This window comes from Acinetobacter sp. ANC 4973, assembly GCF_002135275.1.
GTDB lineage: Bacteria > Pseudomonadota > Gammaproteobacteria > Pseudomonadales > Moraxellaceae > Acinetobacter > Acinetobacter kyonggiensis.
The window spans coordinates 20,437-36,555 of the sequence record NZ_NEGM01000021.1 but is presented as its reverse complement, the minus strand read 5'-3'; the positions used below and the strand labels follow the sequence as shown (position 1 = coordinate 36,555).

15 protein-coding genes are annotated in these 16,119 nt (G+C 37.4%); 5 read left to right on the top strand and 10 right to left on the bottom strand.

The features are described 5' to 3' along the window. Positions 1-384: 384 nt before the first annotated feature. The 4 genes from B9T30_RS15295 to ftsY form a co-directional block, all read right to left on the bottom strand. On the bottom strand, positions 385-1,050 hold the full coding sequence (locus B9T30_RS15295) for a DUF2057 family protein (RefSeq protein ID WP_086185758.1): 666 nt from the start codon (positions 1,048-1,050) through the stop codon (positions 385-387). Positions 1,051-1,256: 206 nt separating this feature from the next. Continuing rightward, on the bottom strand, positions 1,257-1,850 hold the full coding sequence (locus B9T30_RS15290; protein ID WP_086185757.1) for a nitroreductase family protein: 594 nt from the start codon (positions 1,848-1,850) through the stop codon (positions 1,257-1,259). A gap of 198 nt (positions 1,851-2,048) precedes the next feature. Continuing rightward, on the bottom strand, positions 2,049-2,735 hold the full coding sequence (locus B9T30_RS15285; RefSeq protein ID WP_086185756.1) for a nitroreductase family protein: 687 nt from the start codon (positions 2,733-2,735) through the stop codon (positions 2,049-2,051). A gap of 171 nt (positions 2,736-2,906) precedes the next feature. After that, positions 2,907-4,004 (bottom strand): signal recognition particle-docking protein FtsY, encoded by a 1,098-nt coding sequence (gene ftsY / locus B9T30_RS15280; RefSeq protein ID WP_086185755.1) that lies wholly within the window; start codon positions 4,002-4,004, stop codon positions 2,907-2,909. A gap of 232 nt (positions 4,005-4,236) precedes the next feature. Here ftsY and B9T30_RS15275 point away from each other — a divergent pair, with 232 nt between their 5' ends. Both B9T30_RS15275 and B9T30_RS15270 read left to right on the top strand, forming a co-directional pair. Beyond that, complete coding sequence (locus tag B9T30_RS15275) at positions 4,237-5,577, top strand: M16 family metallopeptidase (protein ID WP_086185760.1); 1,341 nt, start codon at positions 4,237-4,239, stop codon at positions 5,575-5,577. Positions 5,578-5,588: 11 nt separating this feature from the next. Then, positions 5,589-7,187 carry a M16 family metallopeptidase gene (locus tag B9T30_RS15270; RefSeq protein ID WP_171264179.1) on the top strand — a complete coding sequence of 533 codons (1,599 nt, stop codon included), beginning with the start codon at positions 5,589-5,591 and terminating at the stop codon, positions 7,185-7,187. On the opposite strand, the gene B9T30_RS15265 is transcribed toward B9T30_RS15270, so the two are convergent. Beyond that, the gene (locus B9T30_RS15265) at positions 7,117-7,434 is read right to left on the bottom strand and encodes a hypothetical protein (RefSeq protein WP_086185753.1); all 318 of its coding nucleotides are present in this window, start codon (positions 7,432-7,434) and stop codon (positions 7,117-7,119) included. The genes B9T30_RS15270 and B9T30_RS15265 overlap by 71 nt on opposite strands. A 106-nt stretch (positions 7,435-7,540) precedes the next feature. Beyond that, entirely contained in the window at positions 7,541-7,900 is a 360-nt protein-coding gene (locus B9T30_RS15260; RefSeq protein ID WP_086185752.1) for a hypothetical protein, read from the bottom strand. A gap of 223 nt (positions 7,901-8,123) precedes the next feature. Between B9T30_RS15260 and B9T30_RS15255 the strand changes: the two genes are divergently transcribed. The 3 genes from B9T30_RS15255 (at position 8,124) to B9T30_RS15245 (ending at position 9,434) form a co-directional block, all read left to right on the top strand. Further along, positions 8,124-8,357: a hypothetical protein gene (locus tag B9T30_RS15255; protein ID WP_004651856.1), complete on the top strand. Its 234-nt coding sequence runs from the start codon at positions 8,124-8,126 to the stop codon at positions 8,355-8,357. A gap of 138 nt (positions 8,358-8,495) precedes the next feature. After that, a complete protein-coding gene (locus tag B9T30_RS15250) occupies positions 8,496-8,870 on the top strand; it encodes a DUF2750 domain-containing protein (RefSeq protein ID WP_086185751.1) in 375 nt (124 codons plus the stop codon). Between the two features lie 132 nt (positions 8,871-9,002). Next, the gene (locus tag B9T30_RS15245) at positions 9,003-9,434 is read left to right on the top strand and encodes a CBS domain-containing protein (protein ID WP_086185750.1); all 432 of its coding nucleotides are present in this window, start codon (positions 9,003-9,005) and stop codon (positions 9,432-9,434) included. A gap of 149 nt (positions 9,435-9,583) precedes the next feature. On the opposite strand, the gene trpB is transcribed toward B9T30_RS15245, so the two are convergent. The 4 genes from trpB to aspT form a co-directional block, all read right to left on the bottom strand. Further along, on the bottom strand, positions 9,584-10,792 hold the full coding sequence (gene trpB, locus B9T30_RS15240; protein ID WP_086185749.1) for a tryptophan synthase subunit beta: 1,209 nt from the start codon (positions 10,790-10,792) through the stop codon (positions 9,584-9,586). Positions 10,793-10,835: 43 nt separating this feature from the next. After that, positions 10,836-12,023, bottom strand: coding sequence for a vWA domain-containing protein (locus B9T30_RS15235; RefSeq protein WP_086185748.1), 1,188 nt, complete (start codon positions 12,021-12,023; stop codon positions 10,836-10,838). A gap of 381 nt (positions 12,024-12,404) precedes the next feature. Then, a complete protein-coding gene (locus B9T30_RS15230) occupies positions 12,405-14,003 on the bottom strand; it encodes a bifunctional aspartate transaminase/aspartate 4-decarboxylase (RefSeq protein WP_086185747.1) in 1,599 nt (532 codons plus the stop codon). Positions 14,004-14,060: 57 nt separating this feature from the next. Continuing rightward, positions 14,061-15,746 (bottom strand): aspartate-alanine antiporter, encoded by a 1,686-nt coding sequence (gene aspT / locus B9T30_RS15225; protein WP_086185746.1) that lies wholly within the window; start codon positions 15,744-15,746, stop codon positions 14,061-14,063. Positions 15,747-16,119 lie beyond the last annotated feature (373 nt).

The following is a 16,119-nucleotide window of genomic DNA, read 5'->3' as shown; positions in this document are numbered from 1 at the left end:
TTCTACCATCAATCAATGAAAATAATTTCGATCAATCAACCAGTAAAAATCCACACAAGTTGTTCTTCATAATCTCTTAATGATCTTCTTAATACTTCGTCAGTAATTAAGTCGCTCAACTTGATATTCCTTAACAACTCAGCACTTCGTGCTTCGTTTGTTTCCGGCTATCTCGTCGGGATGCTGCGTATTCTATACAGTTTATTATCTTGCGCAACCCCTATTTATCAAAAAACATCAAAAACACAATCGGTTGTTTATTTTTTAAACCAAAATACTATTTTTAGCACTTTTTAAATTTTTTTTCGGCTTTTTTCATCGATTAATTGCAACAAAAATAAAAAACCAGCTTCCGCTGGTTGTTTATTTTCAATGATGAGTGAATCAATTTGCTTGTTCAGCCAACCACCCCATAAATTTTTGACGTTCAGCTTTACTCGACTTTTGCCAAAGCTGGATAAGTTGCTGATCTGCTGTATTTGTAGCGTTAGCCAATACACTAGAATTCAAAGAAGTTGCTACAGAAGCTCCAGTTTGTGAATAAACAGGTGCTGGTTGGTTAACGGGTATTCTTTTCTTCTGAGTTAAATCTGTTGCTTTTGCAAAAAGACCCTGTGCTAACCAAGGTTTTGATTCTGTATTTGCACCTGTTTGTTGAATCAGCATTTGGTTGTTGTTATCAAATAAAGCTACTATAGGCTGTTCAGCATATTTCTTTGCTGCTTCAAAATTTGCTGGTGTATTCACTAATTTTAATTGGTAATTTTCACCATCTTTTAGCGGTGGTGTCTTTAATGTAACTACGCCTGACTTAACAATATCATGCTCACCATTTAGATGTTCAAAATATTGGCTGTAGCGCACGCTAAGACTAATTTCACCTGCATCGACTTTATAGTGATTATCCGCTGAACGAAATAGCCCTGTATTAACTTCTTGATCATTCACCGCAAGGATTTTGATTTCTTCTGGCGCTGTAAGCGTTACCGCTGAAAATACAGTACCGCTCATTAGCAATGCAGCCACAGCAAAAGTTAATCTTAAAGCCATTCTACTTTCTCTTTATTCATCATTAAAATTTAATTGCACTATGCAATGTATAAATGACGATTTTATGACAAAGCTATTTTTAATACCCAGCATTCTCAAGTATTTGTTGAGATAAGCTTTCCATCTTAATAGATATCAAGCTACTATTTTAAACCATAAAAAAGAGCGCAATTTAAGCGCTCCGTATAAACTGAATGAAGAATAATTTAGTCGAATTTTTTAAAACGTACTTCATTATCCATAAATGTTTTTTCTCCAGCAGCGGCTTCGATAGAACCAAATACCAATTGCGCACGTAATTTCCAATTCTCAGGAATACTAAAAACCTCTGCAACTTCATGGTCAATCACTGGATTATAATGCTGTAATGACGCTCCAATGTGATGCTCAGCCAATGCTGTCCACACTGCAAACTGTGCAATGCCTGTTGAATGCTCTGACCATGCTGGAAAATGATCTGCATATAACGCAAATTGTTCTTGCAGTGATTTTACCGTGTCTTGATCTTCAAAGAATAATGCTGTGCCATAACCTGCAGCAAAACTATTAATTTTGGCATTGGTATTTTCAAAAGCCGCTTCTGGCACCATTTTACGCAATGTTTCACGCACGATATCCCAAAATTTTGTATGTGATTCACCATATAAAGTGACAATACGTGACGTTTGTGAGTTAAATGCTGACGGACTATAACGAACTGCATCTTTAATAATTTCTTCTATTTGATCTTGTGCTAATGCAACATTCTTACCAATTGCATAAATAGTACGGCGTTGCTTTATTTGATCTAAAAATGACATTGGATAACCCTCTTGGTATTTTGATAAGAATTATTAGAATCGTTTTATCTTATGTTAATTCTAGAATGAATACATGACTAAAAAAGTGACATTGTGTTTTATTTATAGAACAATCTTATGCACTATTTTCTCATTTTCCTGTCGATTTAAAGACATAAAAAAGCACCTAACATAAAGGTGCTTTTTTATGTCTGCCAATTAGACAAATATTTTAAAACGATCACCATCTTGAGGATCAATTTTTTCGTCAGCCTCTCGCTCAATTGAACCAAAAACCAATTGCGCCCGAAGTAACCATGACGATTCAATACTCAAGTATTGCGCCACTGCGGAATCTATACTTGGATTATAGTGTTGCAAGCAAGCCCCAATCCCCGAGTCAGCCAAAGCAGTCCATACTGCATATTGTGCCATGCCTGAAGTTTGTTCTGACCAAATGGGAAAATATTCTGAATTAAAAGGAATTTGCTTTTGTAATTGTTGAATGGTGCGCTGATCCTCATAAAAAAGAACCGTGCCAAAACCTGCTGCATATTGATCAATTTTCATTTCTGTACCTGCAAAAACATGTACAGCAATTATTTTACGTTGTACCTCTTTAACAATTTCCCAAAACTTTGCATGAGAATCACCAAACAACACCACGATTCTTGAACTTTGAGAATTTAAAGCAGAAGGGCAACTTCGTACCGCCTCTTGAATCAGTTCTGCCAAGTATGCTTGGCTAAAATGAACTTTTTTCCCCAGCACATGAATGCTACGACGTTTTTTCAAATGATCAACAAAAGTTAGTTCATGTATTTCTTCAGCCACTTTTTTTTTCAGTTTAAAGTCTTTGGTAATATCAGAGGTGAGAACATGCCCAATTTTTTCTAATAATGCCACAGTAGTACTCCCCAATACAGATACTAAAGCTTTTGATTCCTTATATTCTAATCATATATAAGGAACTTCTTTGCATAAGTTATTTTTATATGTTGCTTTTTAACGCAAACAATAAATTCAAAAACAACAAACTCCGCATTTAGCGGAGTTTGTGTGAAACATTAAGCATTTTTACTTTTCTGTTTCGAATAATGCTGCAACAAAAGATTTTGCTGAGAATGGGCGTAAATCATCAATTTTCTCACCCACACCAATAAAACGAATAGGGACATGAGTACGGCTTGCAATATTAAAGAGCACACCACCTTTGGCAGTACCATCCAGTTTAGTAATGGTCAGCCCTGTTAAACCCACCGCCTCATCAAACATTTCGACTTGATTAATTGCATTCTGACCTGTACCTGCATCAACCACCAACATAATTTCATGTGGCGCTGTTGCATCAATTTTTTGCATGACACGTTTTACTTTGGTCAGTTCTTGCATCAAGTGGCTTTTATTATGCAAACGACCAGCAGTATCTGCAATTAATACGTCAATCCCTTTTGCACGCGCACTTTCAAAAGCATCAAAAATCACTGAAGCACTGTCGGCACCATGACCTTGTGAAACTACTGCAATATTATTGCGCTCGCCCCAAATTTGAAGCTGTTCAGTTGCGGCAGCACGGAATGTGTCTCCAGCCGCTAACATGACTTTTTTACCTTCGCCTTGTAAGCGTTTAGCCAATTTACCAATGGTGGTGGTTTTACCCACGCCATTGACACCCACCACCAAAATCACAAATGGGCTTTTATTTGGGTCAATATGTAAAGCTTTTACGCGTGGTGCAAGTAAAGCCACTAATTCTTCTTGTAAAGCTTTATACAATGAATGTGAATAGATTAAATCACCACGTGCAGTACGTTCCGTTAAATTAGCAATAATGGTTTTCGTCGCATCTACACCAATATCTGCAACCAACAATTGCTCTTCAACTTCTTCAAGCAGTTCATCATCGATTTCTTTACCACCAATGAGGATATTCACCATCCCATCAGCAAGATTTTTACGGGTTTTGGTTAAACCCACTTTCATACGACTAAAAAAGCCACCAGAAGTATCTTCTTGCACTGTTTCTGTGGCTACAGGCGCAGAAATAGTTGTCTCTTCTTTTTGAGTTTCAACAATAGGTACATTTACCGCAGGTAAATTCGGTAAAGTGACATCGTCATCCCCGATATCAGCATCAATCAAAAATTTATTTTGCCCATTAGATTGCTGTTGCATGCCGAATCCTTGAAAAGCATTGCGTTAAAAAACAAGGATTCTAGCATAGATTTTCTCTGCAATCCCCAGTAGACATTGAGCACACCAAAAACGAACAACTTCGCCTTGCTTTGAAATCGAAATTTCTTAAAAATAATCCTAAATACAATTAATCACTTTGGTCAATATTGTGCTCAAAAGTTACGTACCACCTTTTCCAAAGCTGTCTTTTTTAAAAAAGCATTTTTTAGCCATGGGCTTTGCATTACTCACAATACAAAGCAGCTTAGGGCATGCTGAAACACGTAGCACATTAGCACGCACTACATTTGAAACGACCCTTAAAAATGGTTTAAAGGTGATTATTCGTGAAGACCATCGCTCCCCCATGGTCATGACTCAAATCTGGTATGGCGTTGGAAGTAGTGATGAATCGGGGAACTTACTTGGCATTTCTCATGTTCTTGAACACATGATGTTTAAAGGCACCAATAAAGTTCCAAATGATGAGTTCACTCGCTTAAGTCGTATTTATGGTGGCAGTGTCAATGCTTCAACCTTTACCAACTACACCAATTATTACCAGCTTTACCCTAAAACCTATTTACCCATGGCTTTAGAACTTGAATCTGACCGTATGAGTAATTTGCTGTTACGTCAGCAAGATTTTGAGCCTGAAATTAAAGTGGTGATGGAAGAACGTCGTTTACGCACCGATGACAATCCAAGATCGTTGGCTTTTGAACGATTCAAATGGATCAGCTATCCAACCAGTCACTATCGACAACCCGTGATTGGCTATATGAAAAACCTTCAGAATATTCAGCTTGAAGATGTCAAAAAATGGTATCGCGATTGGTATACGCCCAATAATGCCATTTTGATTATTGTCGGTGATGTTGATTCAGAAAGTACCTTACTTCAAGTCCAAAAGTATTTCGGTGATATTCCGGCTAGAAAAACCCCTCCACGCAATGATGTCTTCGAGTTTGATCGTGTCGGTTACCGCCACATGGAAGTCAATTTACCTGTACAAGTACCGAATTTATATATGGCATGGAATGTCCGCTCACTGGTCACAGCAAAGAATCCACAAGATGCTTATGCACTCACCATTATTAAAAACGTATTAGATAGTGGTATTTCCTCTCGGCTACAAGATCGACTGGTCAGGGACAAAAAAGTTCTGAGTGCGATTAGTGTTTCTTACGATCCTTATAATCGAGGAGATAGCTTATTGAGTATTTCTGCATTACCCACCGAAGGTGTGAGTTTACAAGATGCAGAAAAAGCCATTCAACATGAAATTGATTTATTAAAGACGGAACTTATTCAAACTGAAGAAGTTGAACGTGTGACGGCTAAATTCGTCTCTAATTTAGTTTATAGCCAAGATGATATTGCAGGTCAGACCAAAATGATTGGCAACTTAGAAATCAACGGTTTGAGTTTCCGTTTAATGGATGAACTGCCTAAACATTTTGAAACAGTAACCCCACAAGATATTCAACGCGTTGCGAATATTTATTTTGTCCGTGACAACCTCAGCACCTTATATCTTTCTCCTGTTTCACCTGAAAATAAAGCTCAATAATGGAATTTCATATGTTTAAGCTGCGACTTTTTATCTTACTCAGTTCCTTTATTTGCGCTCAATCCGTTATTGCTGATGTGGATTTAAATAACGTAAATTTAAATAACCTAGGCGATGATCATCCGACAGAGTTAAAATCAATTCCTCTTTTACAAAGCTTGAAAAATGACAATCAGCAACTTCAATTTCATGCTCCTTATGTACATGAACTGAAAAATCGTTATAAAGTTCGAACATTGTTTGTCGAATCGCAAAATTTACCCATCATTGACATTCAATTGACCTTCAATGCAGGCTCAGCACGAGATGAAGAAGTCGCCTCTGGCTTATATGGTGTTGCCAACATGGCTGCGCAACTGCTTGATGAAGGCACCGAGGAATATACCGCTAACCAAATTGCCAGTGCTTTTGAAGCGGTTGGTGCTCAATTTAGTGTGAAAGCTTATCGTGATATGTTTATTGTAAAACTGCGGGTATTATCCGATCCCAAGAAGCTTGAGCCTGCATTAAGTATGCTGCTGGAAGTTTTAAATCATTCCACCTTTAAAAAATCCAGTATTCATTTAATGCTCACCAATACCCAAGTGGGTCAAAAGCAAGTTCAAGAAAACCCAAGCCGAATGATGAATATTCAATTTTACCGCGCCTTATATGGCAAACATCCCTATGCTGAACCCATTACGGGAACGCAGCGCAGTATTAGTAAAATTACGCCACCCGAACTCAAACAATTTAGCGACCAATTTTTAGTGGCACAAAATATGAATATAGCCATTACAGGTCAACTGAATTCCAAAGAAGCACTCAAGCTTTCTGAACGTATTACAAGTCATTTAAAACAAGGGGAAAAAGCAAAATCGCTCACTCAACCCATAGATAAATCTAGTTTTGACATTCGGCATATTACTTTTAATTCTAGCCAAGCCCATGTCATTATGGGGCATTTAGGCAGCACACGATTTGACTCAGACCGTTTAGCTTTAGAAGTTGCAAATCAAATGTTCGGAGGAACTGGCTTTAATTCGGTTTTAATGAAAGAATTGCGAGTCAAACGTGGTTATACCTATGGCGCTTATAGTTCATTTTCATTTAGCCAAGTCCCTGGAACTTTTAGTCTTAGTTACTCCACAAAACAAGACCAACTCCTTGACAGCATACAGGTGGCTCATCGGGCTTTAGTCGATTTTGTCAAACAACCGATTAATCAAAAACAATTACAAGAAACCAAAGCAGGGATGTTGCGCGCTTTCCCCAATAATTATAGTAGCAATGCCAATATTAATGCTCAACTAGGCTCAATGGGGTTTTACAACCAAACTGCTGACTATTTAAATGAATACCCGCGGTTATTAGAAAAACTGACTGCACAAGACGTACAAAATGCGATTCAAAAACATCTACACCCTGAACGACTTACAATTATCGTGGTGAATGACAAATTAGATAAAAAAGCATTAGAAATCATACTCAATCAAAATCTAGCACCTCAAGCACCGATACTTGCACCACCATCAATAGAGCAAATGCCTAAAACAATTATTACTCCACCTGCAAAGGAGGTAATTGATGTGCCTGCGTCATTTCCAAATGATGCGCCTGCATCAATTTAAAATATTGCCCGTAAGGAACCTGTTGCTGCTGCATCAGGGACAATGCCATTTGTTGAGTGTCTGGATAACTTGCTTGAGATGAAAGTTTAATTACATTTTCAAATTGCGTGAGTGAGATGGGACGTTGAAGGGCAATTAAAGCAAGCATTAATATAATCGCAATAATTGTCACGATGAGCACGTTATAAACATATTCAAGCTTTATATTAGATTTAAATTGAACAATTTTTTGTATAGCAATATGCATAGCCTACCTCGAACTAAAGGTAGTTTAGGGGGCTGTATTCAGAAGTACAAGCGGATTTGCTCAATTTCAATGCATTTGTAACAGAAATTGAGCAATCCTCATCAGCTTATGCAACAATATTTCTAATCACTGCAAAATAAAGAACCAATGCAATAATCCCTAATACAAGCATAATTGCAAAAGCACTCAGACCTTTTTCTGAATCTACGGAATGTAGCTCATCATCATCTGCTATGCGCCTTAACTCACCATTGTAAATGCTATAAAAGTCTTCACGTTGTTGTGGATCTAATTGGCGTGTAAAATCGTAAACTCTTTTTCGCTGTGCTAAACAATAGTCCCCTAAGTGAATTTCTTCATGAAAAATAGCTTCATCTAAATTTTTTCGATGTTGATGAGCCAGCTCAACAATTTGAGAACTTGTTGGAGGCAAATCAAAAGTCAAACCATCAAATGTTTTTGTCATGTTCTTCTCCTTATATATTTACAACTTCCAGTATATGTATATTAATAAAAATTCATTTTGTAGATTGTTTAATCATGTAAACTTGTTTTTATAACTACAACCCACATATATTATTTGACAATTCAAGTTTATTGTAATATTACTTTAACAAAGCTAAGTTAAATTAATATAAAGACAAATTGAACTGTCTTTTAGCAATCATAATTACAATAAGGAGTTTTATATGATTCATCAACTCTCTCACCAAGACTTAGAACATGTGTATGCAGATGCAGTAAACACTATTCAATCACAAATGAATTTTTCAGATGCGGTTCAACAGTTGGAAGAAGTCGCACGTGCTGGGCATGGTAAAGCAGCATTGTTCTTAGCAGAACTTTATTATCAAGGTTTTCGTGTAGAACGAGACTCACTCAAAGCACAATATTGGCAAAATTTAGCCACTATGCAAGCTTAATAAAACGTCACTAAGGTGGCGTTTTTTAAACCCTATTCTTTTTAAATACATATTTATTTACATTGTTTCTTAAAGCTTACACTGAACTTTCATCTAAATTTCTTACAATAGGGTCTGAATTCAATAGACGTTTTTAGCATGAAACAAATTAATTCATTACAACTTATTCCTAAAGATTTATTCTTTAAAATTACCATTTTAAAATCAATGATGTACTGTGGCGTACTTTGGGGTTTATATCACGAACAAGGTTGGGCAATGATGTCTGATCATCAAGATTTCATTTTTCCATTTTGGCTTAACAATGTCCAAGCACATAAATATGCACAACTACATTGGCCCAATTATACTCCCCGCAAAATCACCCCAAATGATTTCCAAGACTATCTACTTCCAACATTGACTCGTTTACACGTTACCCCTGCACTATGTAACGCTTCAAGCCAAAAATTTAAACTAACTACTCAACAGATGCGTCATTTCTTTTTCTCTGAGGCTTTAAAACCTGCTTAATTTTGTATTTAAGTCGTTAAAGTCAAATAAAGAGAAATGTAAAATAAAATTTCTGACTTGAAAAGTCTTTGCATTTTTCTTATTTCGCGCTAAGTTTAATGTCAAACAATAAACAACAAAGGGTGACTATAAATGACCAATGTAGCACAAGTTATTCAGAACAAAATTGAACAAAACATCTTTACGATTAGCCCTGAATCGACTGTACTTGAAGCAATTTCACTTATGGCGGATAAAGGCATTGGTGCACTCGTGGTCACTGATCAAGATAAAGTCGTGGGTATTCTTTCTGAACGTGATTACACACGTAAAGTCATACTCATGGAACGCACGTCTAAAGAGACCACTGTCAGTGAAATTATGACTGCGAAAGTGCTTACCGTCACCAAATCGAATAGTGTTGAAGATTGTTTAGACCTCATGACAGATCGCCATCTACGTCATCTACCCGTTGTTGAAAACGATAAACTGATTGGCTTAATCTCAATTGGTGACTTAGTCAAAGTCGTGATGGAAGACCAACGTAAATTAATTGATCAATTACAACAATATATTGCAAGTTAAGTTTTCAAAGCCAATAAAAAACCTCTCAATTGAGAGGTTTTTTACCCTTCTAAATCGCTCCTCAATAAAAGGATACTTTTGCTCATCTTTTTATAAAAATGGAGAGAAAGTCCTTCTGTTAAAAAGACGACTTTAGGGAGGTTTTATGATTAGTTTAAGCCTAATTTTTCGGCCACATAGTCAGCATCTTTATCCCCACGACCAGATAAGTTAACCACGATTTTTACATTTTTCGCCATTTTAGGTGCTTCACGGATAGCCCAAGCCACAGCATGAGAACTCTCGAGTGCGGGAACAATTCCTTCCACTCGTGACAATGTCATAAATGCATCTAAACATTCTTGGTCAGTTGCCGTTGAATATTCCACTCGACCTAAATCTTTAAGGAAACTATGTTGTGGCCCAACACCGGGGTAATCCAAACCAGATGCAATTGAGTGTACAGGTAAAGGCTCACCCTGCTCATCTTCAAGTACATAACAAGCCATGCCATGCAGCTGACTTGGTTTCCCCAAAGTCAACGTTGCTGAATGCATATTGGTATCTAAACCATGACCAGCAGGCTCAACCCCTACAAGTTTCACATCAGGTTCATTCAAGAATGCAGTGAATGCCCCCATCGCATTTGAACCACCACCTACGCATGCAACAATGTAAGCTGGGTTTGAACCAAAACGATCCTTGGTTTGAACTTTAATTTCGTCACCAATAATAGACTGAAAGTCACGAACCATTTTTGGAAATGGGTGTGGCCCCACCACTGAACCAATCGCATAAATAAAATTTTTCGGGTCTTTTAGATATTCATCAAACGCACTGTCTACAGCATCTTTTAATGTGGCGGTTCCACGTGTTACAGCAATCAGTTTGGCACCCAAAATTTTCATTTTAACGACATTTGGATGTTCTTTTTCAATATCCACTTGCCCCATATGAATTTCACATGGAATACCAACAAGTGCGCACGCTGTTGCTAAAGCAACGCCATGTTGACCAGCACCTGTTTCTGCAATCACTTTGCTTTTACCCATATATTTCGCAAGTAAAGCTTCACCTAAACAGTGATTAATTTTGTGCGCACCAGTGTGGTTTAAATCTTCACGTTTAAGATAAATTTGCGCCCCACCCAATTGGTCAGACAAACGCTTTGCATGAAACAATGGACTTGGACGACCAACATAATTGGCAAATAAATCAGCTAATTCATCTTTAAATTCAGCCGTATGACGAATTTGTTCATACGCAAGATTAATTTCATCCATTGCTTCTTTTAAATGAGGCGGAATAAATTGACCACCATATTGTCCAAAGAAACCCTCTTCGTTTGGTAATGGAATACCATTAATTTGATGATTCATTATCCCCCCTTACATTTAAAAGAACGTGTTCATTTCGACACGTTTAACGAGCTAAATATTTAGTCATATCCTCTACACCCTTTAAGGTCATCGGATACATATGATCTTCAAAAATCTGTTTAATTAAGCCAATGGTATGCGTGTAATGCCAATAACTGTCTTGTTCAGGATTGAGCCATGCTGTTTTTTCAAAATGCTGACGTAAACGCTGTAACCAAACATTGCCTGCTTCATCATTCATATATTCAACCGAACCACCAACCGATGCCAGCTCATAGGGTGCCATACTGGCATCCCCTACGACTATTACACGATAGTCACGACCATAGGTATTCAACAAATCCCATGTGTTCATACGCGTACTAGAACGGCGAATATTGTCCTTCCAAACATAGTCATATAGACAGTTATGGAAATAAAAATATTCCAAGGTTTTAAATTCAGTTTTTGCAGCACTAAATAGCTTTTCACATTGAGCAATGTGTGAATCCATTGACCCACCCACATCAAACAACATTAAAACTTTTACTCGGTTACGACGCTCAGGAACAAGCTGAACATCCAAAATGCCCTGCTTTGCTGTTTCGCGAATGGTGCCGTTAATATCCAGTTCTTCAGCAGCACCCTGACGCGCAAATTTACGTAAACGACGCAATACCATTTGCATTTGGCGAGTGCCTAAAATCTGCTCATCATCCAGATTCTGATATTTACGCTGTTCCCACACTTTAACCGCTGAGCGCTTACGACCCGGCCCACCAATACGCACACCTTCAGGATGATCACCAAAAGCACCAAATGGTGATGTACCACCCGTGCCTATCATCTTATTACCACCCTGATGCTTCTTGTGTTGCTCACGCAGACGTTCTTCCAACATCTTCATTAGCTCTTCAAGTGAGCCAGCTTTTTTAAGCTCTTCGCGCTGTTCAGGTGTGAGATGTTTTTCAAGCAGTTCAAGATCGAACCAATCTTTCGGCAATTTATCAACTTGATTGAGCAAATCATCCAAATCAAAAGTTGAAATACCCTCAAAATAATCTTTCATGGCGCGGTCGAACTTGTCAAAGAAACGCTCATCTTTAACCATAACCGTTTTTGCTAATTGATAGAATTCATCTTGATCCGCAAAAACCAAACCTTCACTTACGGCATGGTTTAAATCGATTAGTTCACGCGTTGATACAGGCACACCGTACTTTCTTAAGGTATAAAACAATCGTACGAACATCGCTAAACAAATCCTTTTAAATTCAAGGTAGTTATTAAAATATCTGCAACCTTGCTATACTTCTAAAATTTTATAAATCGCATATAATTGTTGATGCAAATCATTGTACTATTATGTTTGATTGTAAAAATGAAGTAAAGTTTAAGCATGGCCTCAATGGTCGTTCGTTTTATTTGCAAACAGAAAAATTTAAAGATTGATTAAATTTGATATGACCAATAAAAAATAAGTCTAAAGCTATGTCTTTTAAAACTGATTAGAACGATTAAATAACAAAAGCACTACAGCCCTGTAATTAAAAACTTAGAAATAAAAAAGCCCTACAAAATATATTCATCTCGTAGGGCCAACTCAGTTAACGACGTTTCGCCTCCCCCAAAGCTATTTTTTTTTCGTGACTTTTTGATATTCACGATAAGTTTCTTCAGCAAATTTGCGTAATGAATTACCAATTGCAGCATATTGATATTCATTTAAGTTCGCCAAGGAAGCACGAGCTGAAGGATGTGATACACCAAAACCAGAACCTGGCAATAAAACAACCCCAGTTTCATCTGCAACCCGGAATAATAATTCTGTTGGGTTTTTATTTTTTATAACCCAATCTGCAAATTCATCTCCATAAAGTATCCGTGAAGTATTTTCAAGATTGATCAATGTATAATAATCAACAGCATTAGGATCTTGGGGAACATCTACACCTAATTGTCGATATAGGGTTGCATCACGATCACGCACGACAGATTTAACGGCTTCTTTATAGTTTTGTCTTGAATCCATCATATTAAATAAAGCAAACAATACCATTTGAACCTGTTGTGGCGTTGAAAGTCCTGCGGTATGGTTCAAGGCTACATTACGACTATCCGCCACCAAACGATCAATAAATTTGATATTTGCAGGCTCTGTAGTCAATGACGAGTAGCGTTCTTCAAGTTCTTTTTTATCTTTCTTTGAAAGTGCCGCAATCTTGTGGTCGAGAATATTATTATTGGATAAAGCAATAACTCCAAGCCGCCAACCCGTAGCTCCAAAATATTTCGAAAATGAATAAACTAAAATTGTATTGTCTGGGCATATTGCGAAAAGAGATTTAAAATTATCAGCAAAAGTTCCATAAACATCATCGGTTAGAATAATTAAATCTGGACGTTTTTTCACAATATCCGCTAGAATTTCCAAGCCCTCATCACTCATTTTCACTGAAGGCGGATTACTTGGATTAACTAAAAAGAATGCTTTAATCGAAGGATCTTCAAGTTTACGAAGCTCCGATTCAGGATATTGCCATCCTAAATTTGCATCAGCCTGAATTAACACTTCTTCAAGTTGATAGTCATTCAATTTAGGAATTTCTAAATATGGGGTAAAAATTGGAGTACCTATCGCAATTCGATCTCCTTTTTCTATGATTTTATTTTCTTTCAAAGAGTTAAAAATATAGGCCATTGCAGCCGTTCCACCCTCGACAGCAAATAGGTCAAGGGATTCTTTTGCCATTCCCTGCACACCCATTTCTCGCAATACATATTCTTTTATAATCGTTTCACTAACACGAAGCATGCGGTCAGGTACTGGGTAGTTGCAACCTAAAACACCCTCAACCATTTCAAGTAAAAATGCATCAGGATCTAAACCCAATTGATCTCTAACATAGGAAATAGCTTTCCCCAAAAAGACCACGCCAGGTTTATCTCTATTTTCTAAGATAAAATGATCAAAGCGCGACTGTAATCCTTCAGAACGAGGAAAACCACCTAATCCCTCTGGCATATAAGAAAAAGAAAACTCTGATTCAGTCGCAGAAAATAGCCCTAATTGGAAAAAAGCACGACGAGGAACAGTGGCTAAAAAATTGGGATTTCCTCGACCTGCATTAAGCATCATACGATCAGTGCGGCTTTGTGCCAGCTCAATCAATTTATCTTTTAGCTCGAATGGGCTTAATTTTGAATATTTAGAGTAATCGACGTTTCCCATGGAAAGTCTCCTTCATTGTATTAAGTCATATTGATGTTTATTTTCATTTAAAAAGTATTATGCTAAGCCCACAATAAGTGGGCCGAGTAACGTCAAAGATACATTTGCTAATGCATAAGTAATTGCAAAGGGAACGGTTGGGATTGAATTTCCGGCTTTATCTAATACACCACCAAATGCTGGATTAGCACTACGAGCACCTGACAGTGCACCAGCCATAACAGCAACGTTGTCGTAACGCAGAACATAGCGTGCAAAAAGCATGGAAAGTAGCAATGGAACCAAGGTGACTACAACACCAATCATGAACAGAGAAAGCCCACTTTCCCTAATTGTTTGAATAGCTTGTAGTCCAGACTGAAGTCCTACTGCAGCCACAAATCCAGCCAAACCTAAGTCTTTCAGAAGTTGAGATGCAGCTGGAGGCATATTGCCATGTACTTGATTACGACTACGCAACCAACCAAATAACAACCCAGAAAGTAGTGCGCCGCCGCCTGCACCCAATGTGAGAGGCACTCCACCTATACGAATAACAAATAAACCGATAATTAAACCCACGACCAAACCTGCGCCATGGAAAACCCAATCTGTTTTTAAGCTCTCAGGTATTGCTTGCCCACCTTCTTTGATGAGCCGATTCAGATCATTCTGAGTACCATAAACAGTAATGACATCACCTTGCAGTAGAATAGTATCATCGCTTAATACGAGAGAATCTCCACCTCGTTTAATACCAAGTACATAAATACCATGCTTTAAATATAACGGCGTATTTGCTTTTACATCGCCTAAACTACGATTAATATATTTGGAATTTTTAAGAATTACATCTGTGGTATCCATCACCATTTCCATGCCTTGCGATGACTGAAGTTCAGCACCGATATAACTGGAAATAGCAACCACACCCGCACGACGCCCAACAACCAAGACAATATCATCCGTCTGTAATACCGTTTCAGGTGTCACATCCATCAATTGACCTTTTCTTTTCAAGCGCTCAATAGTGATATTGCTTGCTTCGGCTTCAATATCAAATACAGTTTTACCGTTAGCTTGTTCAATTTTATAAATTCGCCCAACAATCTCTGGGATTGCTAGCTCTTGTCCAGGTGCAAGCTCAAATGCTCCCTTTAAACGTTCAGATTGTGCCTTAATCGCATCATCTCGGATTTCACGTCCCATAAATCGAGGAAGAATATTGACACAAACAATAATCGCCCCAAGCGAACCAAAAATATAGGTAACTGCATAGCCAATAGCGACGTTGGCTTGCAAGCGCTGAATTTCTTCAAGAGGTAAATCAAGTCGGGATAATGCATCACCAGCAGTACCAATAATCGCAGATTGTGTCATTCCGCCTGCGGCCAAACCTGCAGCTAGACCCTTGTCTAGATGGAAGATCTTTGCCATGACCAAAACAGTAATTAAGCCACATACTGCCATAAAGGCAGCCAATAATATTTCTTTGATTGATTCTGGCCCTAAAGATTTAAAGAACTGAGGACCACTTTCAAAACCTACAGCATAAATAAAGAGTGCAAATAGAATTGCTTTAATACCATTATCAACAGGAACACCCAATAAACTTAAGACAACTGCGACAAGAAGAGAGCCAGCTACACCGCCAAACTGAAACTTTCCAAACTGAAACTGCCCTATCCAAAACCCAATTGCGAGAGATAAAAAAAGCAATATCTCGGGACTATGTTTTAATTCATTTTGCAACCATTCCATTATTTATCAACCTCTCATTATCTCTATTGGTAAATACAAGAGTTATGTGGAGTTATTCATTCTAGGATTAATACGCTAAATACATATAGGTATAATTTTAGAAAGCCAATGATTTTTCTTTTTCAATATTTTTTAAATTTTCAACTCATAACATTTATGACTTTTTAATATTAAATAGCAATTTTAAAATTATTAATTTTTGTAAAAGTTTAATTCTTAAAGGCAAAAAAGAGCTTTATTTTTGAAATCATAAATTGCAATATGGGTCTGGTCAGGATATTGAATTCACTACACTTTTTATCATGTTTAACTCAAAATAGAACTCGAGATAACCACTAAATCGCGCATATCATCACTTATTTTTTCAAATAAAAAA